Genomic DNA, 12,983 nt, shown 5'->3' with positions numbered 1-12,983 from the left:
TTGAAGTCTTTACTTTGATAAAGCTTACTGCTTGTTGTGTCTTAACCCTGCCTTTTGTGTTTCAGGGTTAAGTCGATACAATCATCACCCAAATACTGTGGTTTGCTTCTCCAACCTGCCTGCTTTTGCAAACAGAATCTTCAAATCAAACCGACATTGTCTTTGTTTGTTGATTTCGGCTTTCCAATTTGTTAAAGATCGATGCGTTCGATATTGCCATCTACTCCGCAAATCAAAACAGACTCTTCAATCTGCTTTGATTTGGGAAGTAATGGTGGAGGCAAACGGGATCGAACCGATGACCCCCTGCTTGCAAAGCAGGTGCTCTACCAACTGAGCTATGCCCCCAGTGTACTACCTTCCGGCTGCCGTCTTGTGGTGGGTCTGGGAGGACTTGAACCTCCGACCCCACGCTTATCAAGCGTGTGCTCTAACCAGCTGAGCTACAAACCCAAGGTCCTTGACCGTACCATGCGGTACCGTCCTGCATCTTCTATACAGTTTACCGATAAGTGTGGATGCCAAAACCCCTTCTTTCTCTAGAAAGGAGGTGATCCAGCCGCAGGTTCCCCTACGGCTACCTTGTTACGACTTCACCCCAGTCATGAAGCATACCGTGGTAAACGACCTCCTTGCGGTTAGTCTATCTACTTCTGGTATCCCCCACTCCCATGGTGTGACGGGCGGTGTGTACAAGACCCGGGAACGTATTCACCGCAGTATGCTGACCTGCGATTACTAGCGATTCCGACTTCATGCACTCGAGTTGCAGAGTGCAATCCGGACTACGATCGGTTTTGTGAGATTGGCTCCACCTCGCGGCTTGGCTACCCTCTGTACCGACCATTGTATGACGTGTGAAGCCCTGGTCATAAGGGCCATGAGGACTTGACGTCATCCCCACCTTCCTCCGGCTTGTCACCGGCAGTCTCATTAGAGTGCCCAACTTAATGATGGCAACTAATGACAAGGGTTGCGCTCGTTGCGGGACTTAACCCAACATCTCACGACACGAGCTGACGACAGCCATGCAGCACCTGTGTTACGGCTCCCGAAGGCACTCCTCCGTCTCCGAAGGATTCCGTACATGTCAAGACCAGGTAAGGTTCTTCGCGTTGCATCGAATTAATCCACATCATCCACCGCTTGTGCGGGTCCCCGTCAATTCCTTTGAGTTTTAATCTTGCGACCGTACTCCCCAGGCGGTCAATTTCACGCGTTAGCTACGCTACTAAGGCATCAAGTGCCCCAACAGCTAATTGACATCGTTTAGGGCGTGGACTACCAGGGTATCTAATCCTGTTTGCTACCCACGCTTTCGGGCATGAACGTCAGTGTCATCCCAGGGGGCTGCCTTCGCCATCGGTATTCCTCCACATCTCTACGCATTTCACTGCTACACGTGGAATTCTACCCCCCTCTGACACACTCTAGTCCGCCAGTTCAAAACGCAGTTCCCAGGTTGAGCCCGGGGATTTCACATCTTGCTTAACGAACCGTCTGCGCCCGCTTTACGCCCAGTAATTCCGATTAACGCTCGCACCCTACGTATTACCGCGGCTGCTGGCACGTAGTTAGCCGGTGCTTATTCTTCAGGTACCGTCATATGCCCGGGGTATTAGCCCAAACCCTTTCTTCCCTGACAAAAGTCCTTTACAACCCGAAGGCCTTCTTCAGACACGCGGCATGGCTGGATCAGGCTTGCGCCCATTGTCCAAAATTCCCCACTGCTGCCTCCCGTAGGAGTCTGGGCCGTGTCTCAGTCCCAGTGTGGCGGATCATCCTCTCAGACCCGCTACTGATCGTCGCCTTGGTAGGCCTTTACCCCACCAACCAGCTAATCAGACATCGGCCGCTCGAATAGCGCGAGGTCTTGCGATCCCCCGCTTTCCTTCTCAAAGCGTATGCGGTATTAGCCATCCTTTCGGACAGTTATCCCCCACTACTCGGTACGTTCCGATGCATTACTCACCCGTTCGCCACTCGCCGGCAGAAGTGCAAGCACTCCCCCGCTGCCGTCCGACTTGCATGTGTAAAGCATGCCGCCAGCGTTCAATCTGAGCCAGGATCAAACTCTTATGTTCAATCTCTAACTTTTTAACTTCTGGTCTGCTTCAAAGAAACCGACAAGATTTTTTTCTTGCCTGTCTTTCAAACAGTGTGGGGCCCAAGCACCCACACTTATCGGTAATCTGTACTGTTAAAGAACGCTTCCGGACCAAACTCCGGCCCGAAAAAACCGCTGCAAAAGCAGCGAAGAACCGAACTATACACACCCCCACCACTCAGCGTCAACCATATCCCGGAAACTATTTCACCAAAAAATACAAACCCGCTGTTTTACAAACGTATTTTGTTTCACCCCAATCCCAACCTCCCGTAAAAAATCTGAAGTGTAGAAAAACCTAACTTTGTTTAAGTATCCGAAAGAAAATACTGTTATGGACATCCACAAAAACCACCCGCCTCACTCCGCACAGCCGTCAAGCCGTTTGGCGGGCCCACACCCAAGACAAAGAAAGCGTCACTTCGTTATCCCGACGCTACAACGTCAACAGGGTTACCGTTTACCGGGGCCTCAAAGCCGCCCGCGGCAGATTGCCGGTACCGCAAAAAAGCTCCAACAACCGATTCAAACAGGCAAAATACGGCATCAAACGGCTGGCTAAGGTCGAACGGGAAATCGAAGAAAAGCTCAAAAAGAAAGCCCGACGCTACAACAAATCCTATCCCGGCGAAATGGTGCATTTCGATACCAAACGGCTGCCGCGGCTGAAAAAACAAACCGTTGCCGACCCGTCCGAGTACCTGTTTGCCGCCATCGACGACTATTCCCGCGAGCTGTACGCGGCCATCCTGCCCGACCATACCGCCTCAAGTGCCGCCAAGTTCCTGCTGCGCGATGCGATTGACCGCTGCTCGTACACTGTCGGGTGTGCGTATTCGGACAACGGGGTGGAATACAAAGGCAACGGCTCCCTCCCGTTCGGCGCTGCCTGCCGTCAAACAACATCGTTCAGAAGTTCACCCGCATTGCCCGTCCGCAAACCAACGGCAAAGCCGAGCGCGTGATTCGGACGCTGACGGAGATGCGGCACGGCAAACGGACGGTTGACGACCCCGAACACCGCCGTAAGGAGTTATGCCGCTTTGTGAACTTTTATAATACGGTTAAGCCGTACAGGGGCTTGGAACAATACGCCGTTTGAGATGACGAAGGCTTATTTTTCTCAGCCTGTTGTGTAAACAACGCGATGATTTTCTACATCCAGGCCGTCTGAAATTATTGCTTTCAGACGGCCTCTGCAATTTCTCAAAAAACTTATTTTTTCAACACCACTTCCAATACAAATTTACTGCCCACATAAGCCAACATCAGGCTGATAAATCCGACAATCGTCCAGACTGCCGCTTTTTTGCCGCGCCATGCGGTCATGCCGTGTTTGAGCAACAGTCCGCCGTAAATCAGCCACGATAAGATGCCGAACACGGTTTTATGGGTAAGCGTAACGGGTTTGCCGAACACGCTTTCGGCGAAAAAAGTGCCACTGACGACGGAATAAGTCAGCAATACGAAACCTGCCAACATCCCTTGAAACATCAGTTTTTCCAAACTCAAGAGCGACGGCAGGAAGCTGACCAATGATGAAAACCGACGCTTGTGCAGACTACGGTTGAGCAGCAGAATCAAAACGGCAAACAGCGTTACGATGCCGAACAGCCCGTAGGCCAGCATAGATGTGCCGACGTGCAGCATAAACGGCAGGTCATTGATCTGATAGCCGATAAATTTCCCGGGGAACACCAGCCCCAGCAGCAAAACAAACGCTGCGCACGGATAAAGCAGCAGCTGCAAACCGCGCAGACAGTAGAAAAAGCTGCCCAAGCAATACATCATCAGCATCAGCCACGCAATCAGGCTGACGGAATAGCCGAAGCCCGTAATCAGCACTTTATCCTGAAAAACAGGCACCATCAGCGCCGCGCCATGCGCCAAGAGCGCTACGCCCAAAACCGCCAGCTCGACGCGTATCGGATATTCGGCGCCCGCTGCCTGTTTTTTATGGTAAAACCAGACAAAACCCGACAATCCTGCATACACCAGCAGCAGGCAAATTAAAATAACCGGCATAAACAAACTTTCCTGACGTGCGCATTCGTCTGAAGACGTGCGATGGTGTAAAATAAATCCGATTCTATTTTACCAAAATGCCCCGCCGAACAGGGCAAACTTTTCAGACGGCCTGAGCTTTTGCCACTGCGCCGTTTTACGAGGAACAATATGTTAGACAACCTAACCGGACGCTTCAGCAGCGTCCTCAAAAGTATCCGCGGCCAATCCAAGCTGACCGAAGAAAATATTAAAGAAGCCCTGCGCGAAGTGCGTTTGGCTTTGCTGGAAGCCGACGTCGCCCTGCCCGTTGTCAAAGATTTTATCAACAACGTCAAAGAGAAGGCGCTCGGCCACGAAGTTGTCGGCAGCCTGACGCCCGATCAAGCCTTTATCGGCGTGGTCAACGATGAGCTTATCGCTTTGATGGGCAAAGAAAACAAAACGCTGGATTTGGCCGTTTCCCCGCCGGCCGTGGTATTGATGGCCGGCTTGCAGGGTGCGGGTAAAACAACCACCGTCGGCAAACTTGCGCGTTTGCTGAAAACCGAACAGAAGAAAAAAGTTTTGGTCGTTTCCGCCGACGTGTACCGCCCCGCCGCCATCGAACAGCTCCGCCTGCTGGCCGAACAGGTCGGCATCGACTTTTTTCCGTCCGACACCAGCCAGCAGCCCGTCGAAATCGCCTGCGCCGCCGTCGATTACGCCAAAAAACATTTCTACGACGTTTTAATGGTCGATACCGCCGGCCGCTTGGCGATTGACGAAGAAATGATGAACGAAATCAAAGCGCTGCACGCAGCGGTTAATCCGATTGAAACCCTGTTTGTCGTCGATGCCATGCTCGGCCAAGACGCCGTCAATACCGCGCAGGCATTTAACGAAGCGCTGCCGCTGACCGGTGTGGTTCTGACCAAAATGGACGGCGATTCGCGCGGCGGTGCGGCCTTGTCGGTGCGCCACGTTACCGGAAAACCGATTAAATTTATCGGTATCGGCGAAAAAGTCACCGGCCTTGAGCCCTTCCACCCTGACCGCATCGCCAGCCGCATTTTGGGCATGGGCGACGTTTTGAGCCTGATTGAAGACGTTCAAAAAGGCATAGACGAAGAAGCTGCCGCCAAAATGGCGAAAAAGCTGCAAAAAGGCAAGGGCTTTGATTTGAATGACTTTAAAGACCAAATCCAGCAAATGCGCAACATGGGCGGACTGGAAAGCCTGATGTCGAAAATGCCGGGCGAACTCGGCCAGATGTCGAAGCAGATTCCCGAGGGAACGGCTGAAAAAGCAATGGGCAAAGTGGAAGCCATCATCAATTCCATGACCCCGAAAGAACGTGCCAATCCCGCACTGATCAAAGCCAGCCGCAAACGCCGCATCGCTGCGGGCGCAGGAACGAATGTTCAGGAAGTCAACAAAATGCTCAAGCAGTTTGAGCAGTCGCAGCAGATGATGAAAATGTTCAGCGGCAACGGCATGGCCAAACTGATGCGCATGGCCAAAGGCATGAAAGGCATGAAGGGAATGTTTCCCGGTCTGTAAGCCGTTTTGAACCACAGGCCGTCTGAAAACTTGGGTTGCAGGTTTTTCAGACGGCCTGAAGTTTTGGTGCAGACTGCGACCGAAACCCGACATTCTCAATTTGTTTTTTAAAAACGGAAAGGCCGTCTGAAATTTTCAGACGGCCTTTAGCCTTTCACTTCAACCAATCAATAAACCAATGAAAAAATCTTTATGCGCCGAACACTTTCAAACGTGCTTCCAACGGCTGGAAGGTTTTTTCGCCGGCGGAGGCTTCGATGCCGCCGATGACCATTTGCGCGCGCAGTTTCCAGCTTTCGGGCAGGTCGTATTCTTTGGCGACGGCGGCATCCGGCAGTGGATTGTAGTGTTGCAGATTGGCGCCTACGCCTGCGGCGGCCAACGTGGTCCAAACGGCGTATTGGTGCATGGCGTTGGCGTGGTCAGCCCAAACGGGGAAGTTTTCCGCATAAGCGGGGAACTGTTCCTGCAAGCCTTTGACGACGTCTTGGTCTTCAAAAAACAATACAGTCGCCGCGCCGGCTTTGAACATTGCCAGCTTTTGCGCGGTCGGCTCGAATTTGTCGGCGGGTACGATGGCGCGCAAAGTATCTTCGACAAAGCCCCACACTTTTTCGTGTTCTGCGCCAAACAATACGACGACGCGGGTAGATTGCGAGTTGAACGAAGACGGGGTGTGCAATACGGCGTGTTCGATGATTTTCTGCACTTCGGCGTTGCCGATCGGCAGGTTTTTGTTTAAAGCGTAAATGCTGCGGCGGGTTTCGGCCGCCTGTTGGACGTTTTGATAAGACATCGTTTTACCTTTCAGGGAAATTTCAGAATTTGTTTTTCGCGAACTTATTATCCAAAGCCCACGCGCCGCCGCCTGCTGCGGCGATATAGATGAAAATAAAGCTGAACAGCGCGGCTGCTTCGCCGCCGTTCAACAAGGGAAACAGCGGCGCTTCAGAGGCGTGCGCCATAAAGTAGGCAACTGCCATCTGACCTGACAGAATAAACGCTACGGGGCGGGTAAACAAACCCAAAAGCAGCAGCAGGCCGCCGAAAAATTCCAAGATACCCGCCGCGCCGTAAAGCGAGAGGATTTGTAGATTGTCGAACATTTCGACGTGCGGCAGGGCAAACAGTTTGGCCGAGCCGTGCAGCATAAACATATAGGCTGCGGCGATGCGCAATACGGAAAGCAGAACCGGTTGGAAGCGTGTGAGGAAATTCATGTTGTTTTTTCTCGTTAATCAGACAGGTTGGCAGTATAGATGGTGTTTAAAAGTTAATATATACTGCTTTCATTGACATACTTTTTCCAAACAAGAAAACATGGACACCTTGCTCAGCCTGAAAATTTTCCGCCAAGTCGTGCAAAGCGGCAGCTTTACCCGCGCTGCCGAACAGCTTGATATTTCCGTGGCGATGGCAAGCAAACACATCAGCCATCTGGAAAACACCGTCAAAGCCAAGCTGCTGCACCGCAACAGCCGCAGCCTCCACCTTACCGAAGCGGGCGAAGAATACTACCGCCAATGCAGCTACGCGCTCGACACGCTCGACACCGCCGCGCAAAAAGCCGCCGGCGGTGTCGACAAACCGCAGGGGCAGTTGCGCGTGACCATGCCGCTTTGGTTTGCCAACCCACTTTTAAGCGGCTGGCTGACCGAATACCGCCACCTTTATCCCGAAGTTTCCCTCGATTTGGTACTCGACAACCGCCACATCGACCTGATTGCCGAAGGCTTCGACCTCGCCCTGCGCGTTTCCAAAACGCCCGCACCCTCGCTGATTGTGCGCCCGCTGGCCGAAATCCGTTTCGTCATCGTCGCTTCGCCCGCCTATCTGGCCGAACACGGCACACCCGAAACGCCCGAAGATTTGGTGCTCCATCAGGCCGTTCTGCCCTCTTATACCGATATGCGCCACCTCACGCTGACCCACCGCGAAAGCGGCCGGACCTCCGACATCACCCTCACGCCCGTGATTCAGACCGACAACACCTTGATGATCCGCGAGCTGGCCGCCGCCGGCGCGGGCATTGGCGTGCAGCCGCATTTGGCGGTCGAACAGGATTTGCAGCAAGGCCGCCTCGTGCACCTGTTGCCCGATTATGACTTGCCCGGCAACCCGCTCAACGCCGCCTACGTCGACCGCGCGTTTTTAAGCGCGAAAGTGCGCAGTTTTATTGATTTTCTCACCGAAAAAATGGAAAAGCTGTAACACATGCCGTCTGAAAAATTTGCGCAAGCACCACACAAAGCATGAAAACCTTGCCCGTTGCCGCCATCCTCGCCCTCTTCCTCCTTTCCGCCTGCGCCGCCGAATGGCAGAAACGCACCGCCCCGCAAGGCCAGCCCCGCTATGTTTTACAAACCCGCCGCGTCGGCACCATTCCGTCCGAAGGCCTGAAAACCATTACCGAACGCGACCTGCGCGCGGGCGATATTCTGTTTTCCTCCGAGCGCAGTCTGGTTTCCGTCAACGTGCGCCTGTTTAACCGTTCCGCCGTCAGCCATACCCTGATTTACCCGGGCAGCGGAGAAATCGCCGAAGCCGTCGGCGCAGGCGCTCAAAGAAACCAACCTGACCGCCGTTTTCAGACGGCCTGACCTTGACGATGGCGCCGTTGAAAAAATCCGCACCTTCGCCCGCCAACACCAAGGCAGCCGCTACAATCCCTTCGGCATCATCAAACACATCCCCTACTCCATCACCCGCCGCGCCTGCGACCTGCCCGTCATCCCGCGCCACATCCGCCTCTTCTGCCTCAGCTCGATGGCAGTCGTGCAGATTACCCCGTTCAACAGCAGCCGCTTTTTCTGCTCGCAATTCGTCGTCGAAGCCTTCAACCGCGCCTACAAACCGCTGACCGACACCGAGCCCGAATGGATTACCCCGTCCGACATCCTCAACATGCGCGAAGGCGATGTCCCGTCCGTCACCCCCTGTAACCAAACTGCAATGCGTCGGCCACCTGCAATGCAAACGCTCGGTTTGGAACTGGAGCTGTCGGGCACGCAAAGCGGCGGAGTAACACGCCCCGCAAATCAAATGCCGTCTGAACATCTGTTTTCAGACGGCATTTGATTTGCTGAGGCAGGCGCCCTGCCTGCGCAGTTTGCGTTTTTCATTCACTCCACTATATTTTTTACAACCGGGATGACCTGCGCTTTTTTGACCTTACCGAAATCATGTTTCAACAACACCAGCCCCGCGCCCAGCAGGATGATGTCTTTCACGATAAAGCTGTCCATACCCACCTGTGGCAGCGTGCTCAGCGTCACCACGCCGATGAGGATGACCAGCAAATCGCCGACGACGCCGATTTTGGGTTTGACATAACCCAGCGCCAGCGCGATATAGGCGATGCCCTCGACGACGCCGAGAAAATAGCTGGCGCCGTGAAAACCGAACAGCGTGTAAAGGAAATTGAGCCAAGAGCCGGAAATCAGCGGCTTGAGCGCCTCAACCTCAAAATCAAACCATTTGTAGATACCGAACAGCGCAATGATAAAGATAACGGAAAAACGCAATACGGCGATGTCGATGTCGGATTGTTGAAACCGTTGGCACAATGTTTTCATTTCATACTCCCGTCTTTGGTTAATCTGTCGATGCCGTATACAGCCGCGGCGCTTGTTTGCAGACGGCCGTATATAGGATTAGACAGAGCAGGCGGGATATTCTGACAAATCCGCCGCCGCCCGCCTGCAAACAGACGGCAGACAAGCCGATGCCGTCTGAAAATACAGCTTTCAGACGGCATCGGGGTTTTGCTTGAATTGTTTAAAAAACAGGAACATATAGTGAAACTTCTAAAAAACCAAACTGAGTAGGCCGGGCTGAAGCCCAGCCTACATATTTCGTTTTTTTCAGTCATTACACTATAACCGTAGATCGGGCATCTTGCCGAATCCTACCAAATCCCGTGCAGCGCCTCTTTAACCTGCGCTTTTACTTCCGCACCGAATTTGCGGCCCAGCAGTTTGCTCCATTCGTCTTCGGGCGTGTAGTTGACCAGATTCGGTGTTTTCACCACATCGCGGGCGACGCTGTAAATGTTGCCGAAATCGTCGATCAGGCCGACTTTTTTCGCCTCAACGCCGGTATAGATGCGGCCGCTGAACACGTCGGGATTGGCGGCGTCTTTCAGACGGCCTCCACGCCCGAGTTTGACCGCTTTGATAAATTCGGCGTGGATGTCGCCCAAAGTCTGCTGCCAGATTTTGGTTTGTTCGGGCGTTTCAGGCGTAAACGGGTCGCCCATGCCTTTGTTGCTGCCGGCGATTTTCAGACGGCGTTTGACGCCGAGTTTGTCCATCAGACCGGTCGCGTCGAAACCGCCACCGATCACGCCGATGCTGCCGACCACGCTGGATGGGTCGGCATAAATTTTGTCCGCTGCCGCGGCGATGTAGTAACAGCCCGAAGCGCACATGTCTTCCGCCACGACATACACGGGGATTTTCGGATGTTGTGCCTTGAGTTGGCGGATTTCATTAAAGGCGATACTGGAAACGACGGGCGAGCCACCGGGACTGTTGGCGCGGATAATGATGGCTTGGGCCTTGCCGTTTTTATAGACCGCCTCCATGCTGTCGCGCAGCATTTTGACCTGGTCGTCGAAACCGCCGCCGATGACGCCGTTGAGGCTGATCAGCGCGGTATGTTTTTCCGATGCCTGCATCTGCATCATCGGGCTCTTGCTGTCGCCACTGCTGCTGACTGCGCCTAAGAAGCCGAGAAACAGCAGCGCCGCCACGCCGCGCCAGATATTGCGCCAGATTCGGGCGCGGCGCTGTTCTTTGTAGGCTTCGAGCAGTACGTCGCGCAATGTATCACGCTCCCAATTTCCGCTTGAAGACTGCGGTTTCGGATTTTCCAATTCATTGAGTTTGTAGGACATTTTATTTACTCCATTCTCTTGATGTTGCGGATGATAAGGCCGTCTGAAAACAGTTCCCAAACACCAAAACTTTTTCAGACGGCCTCAGCCGTTACGAGCGGTAGTCCGCGTTAATCGACACATAATCGTGCGACAAATCGCAGGTATAAACCGCTGCTGCCGCTTTGCCGCGCTGCAAGTCGATGCGCACGGTGATTTCGTCGCGGTTCATCACCGCCTGACCCTGTTCTTCGGTATAGCTTTCCGCGCGGCCGCCCAGCTCGGCGACCAATACGTCGTCCAGCCACATTTTCAGGTGGTCGGTGTCCAAATCGTCTATGCCCGCGTAGCCGATGGCGGCGAGCAGACGCCCCAAGTTGGGGTCGGACGCGAAAAACGCGGTTTTCACCAGCGGCGAATGGGCGACGGCGTAAGCGACTTTGCGGGCTTCGTCGCGGTCGGCGGCGTTTTCCACTTTAATCGTGATGAACTTGGTCGCGCCTTCGCCGTCGCGCACGATGGCCTGCGCCAATTCCAGCGCGAGGCCGCCGAGCAGGGTTTTGAGCTGCTCATAACGCGGGTCGGCGGTGTTGTCGATTTCGCTTTGGCCGCATTTGCCGGTGGCGATGATGACGAAGCTGTCGTTGGTGCTGGTATCGCCGTCAACCGTGATGCAGTTGAACGACATATCGGCGATTTCCTTGGTCATCAGCTGCAACACGGGCTGGGAAACTTTGGCGTCGCAGGCGATAAAGCCGAGCATGGTCGCCATGTTGGGATGAATCATGCCGCTGCCTTTGGCGATGCCCGTAGCGCGCACGACGTGGTTTTCACCGACCTTGCCCTCGCGGCTGGCGGCTTTGGGCACGGTATCCGTGGTCATAATCGCGCGGGCGGCATCTGCCCACGATGCGGGTTTGACACGCGGCAGCGCGGCGATGATTTTTTCAGACGGCAAGGGCTCGAGAATCACGCCTGTGGAAAACGGCAAAACCTGCGTGGTTTGGCAGCCGGCGTGTTTCGCCGCGGCGGCGCACACTTCCACCGCATCCGCCCGCCCCTGCCCGCCCGTACCCGCGTTGGCGTTACCGGTATTGATGACCAGCGCGCGCACGCCGTCTTCGTCAAACAGGTGCGATTTGGCGATATACACGGGCGCTGCACAGAAGCGGTTTTGGGTAAAGACCGCTCCGACAGTGTTGTTCGGCGACAAAACCATCAGCGTCAAATCGTCGTGGTCGGGCTTTTTCACGCCCGCCTGACCGATGTAAATCTGTATGCCGTCGATGTGGCGCAGCTCGTTTTCGTGTTTTTCAACCAGGTTTACAGCCATTTTCGAAATCCTTTGTATGCGTTTTCAGACGGCATATTCATATTAAAGAGCGGTAAGGCCGTCTGAAAAGGGGCTTGAAATTTGAAGCCGGTTATTTCTCCGGATACGGTTTGAATCATAACGCGGCAAAGGCCGTCTGAAAACCCTGTGCGGGATTTCAGACGGCCTCTTTCTACGCAAATCAAAAACGGAACAACACCAAACTCAGCGCAATCACCCCCATGCCCGTTGTCAGGCCGTACACCGTTTCATGGCCGTCTGAATAGCGTTTGGCGGCCGGCAGCAGCTCGTCGAGCGCAAGAAACACCATCACGCCGGCAATCAGGCCGAACACCGTGCCGAAAACGGCAGGCGAAAGAAACGGCTTGAGAAACACATAACCCAACACCGCCCCCAGCGGTTCGGCCAAACCAGAGACCAGACAGGCCAAAACCGTTTTCCGCCTGCTCTTCGTGGCGAAATACACCGGCGCGGCAATGGAAATGCCCTCGGGAATGTTGTGGATGGCAATCACCAGCGCCAGCGGCATACCGACCTCGGGATTGTCCAGCGTGGCAAAAAACGTCGCCAGCCCCTCGGGAAAATTGTGCGCCGTAATGGCAAACGCCGCCATCATGCCCACGCGCGCGATGTGGCTGCGGCGGCGTTCCTGAAAATCCGGATCTTCCGCATCCAACGTTTCATGCGGATTGGGAATGAAATGGTCAATCAGCGCAATGCCGCCCATGCCCGCCAAAAAAGCCAGCGTCGTCGCGGCAAACCCGTGCTGCTGCCCGAATGCCGCCGCAAACGCTTCGTTGGATTTGGTAAAAATCTCGGTCAGCGACACATAAACCATCGCCCCGCCGGCAAATGCCAAACCAAACGACAACACGCGCGGGTTGGGCGTTTTGGAAAACATCACCAAGCCGCTGCCGAGTACGGTAAACAGGCCGGCGGCAAAGCTGATGCCGAAAGCGGTCAAAAGCTGGAACGTGGTTATGGAAGACAAAGCGTTCATGGCGGTTCAAATGAAAAAAATGGAAAACAAAATTTGTGCAAATGATAAAGTATATCATTTAAAACGAAAAGTCTGATTTGCAACTGGTGGGGATTTCTTTCAGACGACATGGAACTTTACA

13 protein-coding genes, 2 tRNA genes and 1 rRNA gene are annotated in these 12,983 nt (G+C 54.0%); 6 read left to right on the top strand and 10 right to left on the bottom strand.

Annotation, left to right across the window (positions count from 1 at the left end; genetic code table 11):
- Positions 1-272 precede the first annotated feature (272 nt).
- The 3 genes from BG910_RS07710 to BG910_RS07700 all read right to left on the bottom strand — a co-directional run bounded on the left by BG910_RS07710 (position 273) and on the right by BG910_RS07700 (position 2,084).
- Positions 273-348, bottom strand: a tRNA-Ala gene (locus BG910_RS07710).
- A 28-nt stretch (positions 349-376) separates the two neighbouring features.
- Positions 377-453, bottom strand: a tRNA-Ile gene (locus BG910_RS07705).
- A 90-nt stretch (positions 454-543) separates the two neighbouring features.
- Positions 544-2,084: ribosomal RNA gene (locus BG910_RS07700) — 16S ribosomal RNA — on the bottom strand.
- A gap of 514 nt (positions 2,085-2,598) precedes the next feature.
- Between BG910_RS07700 and BG910_RS12815 the strand changes: the two genes are divergently transcribed.
- Both BG910_RS12815 and BG910_RS12810 read left to right on the top strand, forming a co-directional pair.
- A complete protein-coding gene (locus BG910_RS12815) occupies positions 2,599-3,072 on the top strand; it encodes a DDE-type integrase/transposase/recombinase (protein ID WP_232462177.1) in 474 nt (157 codons plus the stop codon).
- Complete coding sequence (locus BG910_RS12810; RefSeq protein WP_232462176.1) at positions 3,069-3,209, top strand: hypothetical protein; 141 nt, start codon at positions 3,069-3,071, stop codon at positions 3,207-3,209. Before BG910_RS12815 ends, BG910_RS12810 begins: the two co-directional genes overlap by 4 nt.
- Positions 3,210-3,322: 113 nt before the next feature.
- On the opposite strand, the gene BG910_RS07690 is transcribed toward BG910_RS12810, so the two are convergent.
- Complete coding sequence (locus tag BG910_RS07690) at positions 3,323-4,132, bottom strand: cytochrome C assembly family protein (protein ID WP_089036341.1); 810 nt, start codon at positions 4,130-4,132, stop codon at positions 3,323-3,325.
- A gap of 150 nt (positions 4,133-4,282) precedes the next feature.
- Here BG910_RS07690 and ffh point away from each other — a divergent pair, with 150 nt between their 5' ends.
- Positions 4,283-5,653: a signal recognition particle protein gene (gene ffh, locus BG910_RS07685; RefSeq protein WP_089036340.1), complete on the top strand. Its 1,371-nt coding sequence runs from the start codon at positions 4,283-4,285 to the stop codon at positions 5,651-5,653.
- A 190-nt stretch (positions 5,654-5,843) separates the two neighbouring features.
- Here the strand turns inward: ffh and BG910_RS07680 are convergent, their stop codons facing one another.
- Together BG910_RS07680 and BG910_RS07675 are read right to left on the bottom strand one after the other, a co-directional pair.
- The gene (locus tag BG910_RS07680; RefSeq protein ID WP_089036339.1) at positions 5,844-6,449 is read right to left on the bottom strand and encodes a nitroreductase family protein; all 606 of its coding nucleotides are present in this window, start codon (positions 6,447-6,449) and stop codon (positions 5,844-5,846) included.
- 22 nt (positions 6,450-6,471) lie between these two features.
- Complete coding sequence (locus tag BG910_RS07675; protein ID WP_089036338.1) at positions 6,472-6,873, bottom strand: DoxX family protein; 402 nt, start codon at positions 6,871-6,873, stop codon at positions 6,472-6,474.
- Positions 6,874-6,973: 100 nt separating this feature from the next.
- On the opposite strand from BG910_RS07675, the gene BG910_RS07670 reads away from it, so the two are divergent.
- The 3 genes from BG910_RS07670 to BG910_RS07660 all read left to right on the top strand — a co-directional run bounded on the left by BG910_RS07670 (position 6,974) and on the right by BG910_RS07660 (position 8,731).
- A complete protein-coding gene (locus BG910_RS07670; RefSeq protein ID WP_089036337.1) occupies positions 6,974-7,864 on the top strand; it encodes a LysR family transcriptional regulator in 891 nt (296 codons plus the stop codon).
- Positions 7,865-7,905: 41 nt separating this feature from the next.
- Positions 7,906-8,253, top strand: a complete 348-nt coding sequence (locus tag BG910_RS07665; RefSeq protein WP_089036336.1) for a C40 family peptidase — start codon at positions 7,906-7,908, stop codon at positions 8,251-8,253.
- Between the two features lie 166 nt (positions 8,254-8,419).
- Positions 8,420-8,731, top strand: a complete 312-nt coding sequence (locus BG910_RS07660; RefSeq protein WP_089036335.1) for a C40 family peptidase — start codon at positions 8,420-8,422, stop codon at positions 8,729-8,731.
- A gap of 44 nt (positions 8,732-8,775) precedes the next feature.
- Here the strand turns inward: BG910_RS07660 and BG910_RS07655 are convergent, their stop codons facing one another.
- The 4 genes from BG910_RS07655 to zupT all read right to left on the bottom strand — a co-directional run bounded on the left by BG910_RS07655 (position 8,776) and on the right by zupT (position 12,862).
- Positions 8,776-9,228: a DUF417 family protein gene (locus BG910_RS07655; protein ID WP_089036334.1), complete on the bottom strand. Its 453-nt coding sequence runs from the start codon at positions 9,226-9,228 to the stop codon at positions 8,776-8,778.
- Between the two features lie 332 nt (positions 9,229-9,560).
- Positions 9,561-10,550: a S49 family peptidase gene (locus BG910_RS07650; protein WP_089036333.1), complete on the bottom strand. Its 990-nt coding sequence runs from the start codon at positions 10,548-10,550 to the stop codon at positions 9,561-9,563.
- A gap of 91 nt (positions 10,551-10,641) precedes the next feature.
- Complete coding sequence (gene argJ, locus BG910_RS07645) at positions 10,642-11,862, bottom strand: bifunctional glutamate N-acetyltransferase/amino-acid acetyltransferase ArgJ (RefSeq protein ID WP_089036332.1); 1,221 nt, start codon at positions 11,860-11,862, stop codon at positions 10,642-10,644.
- A gap of 181 nt (positions 11,863-12,043) precedes the next feature.
- A complete protein-coding gene (gene zupT / locus BG910_RS07640) occupies positions 12,044-12,862 on the bottom strand; it encodes a zinc transporter ZupT (protein ID WP_089036331.1) in 819 nt (272 codons plus the stop codon).
- Positions 12,863-12,983: the final 121 nt, after the last annotated feature.

Source organism: Neisseria chenwenguii (assembly GCF_002216145.1).
Classification (GTDB): domain Bacteria; phylum Pseudomonadota; class Gammaproteobacteria; order Burkholderiales; family Neisseriaceae; genus Neisseria; species Neisseria chenwenguii.
This window is presented reverse-complemented; position numbering and strand designations above follow the sequence as displayed.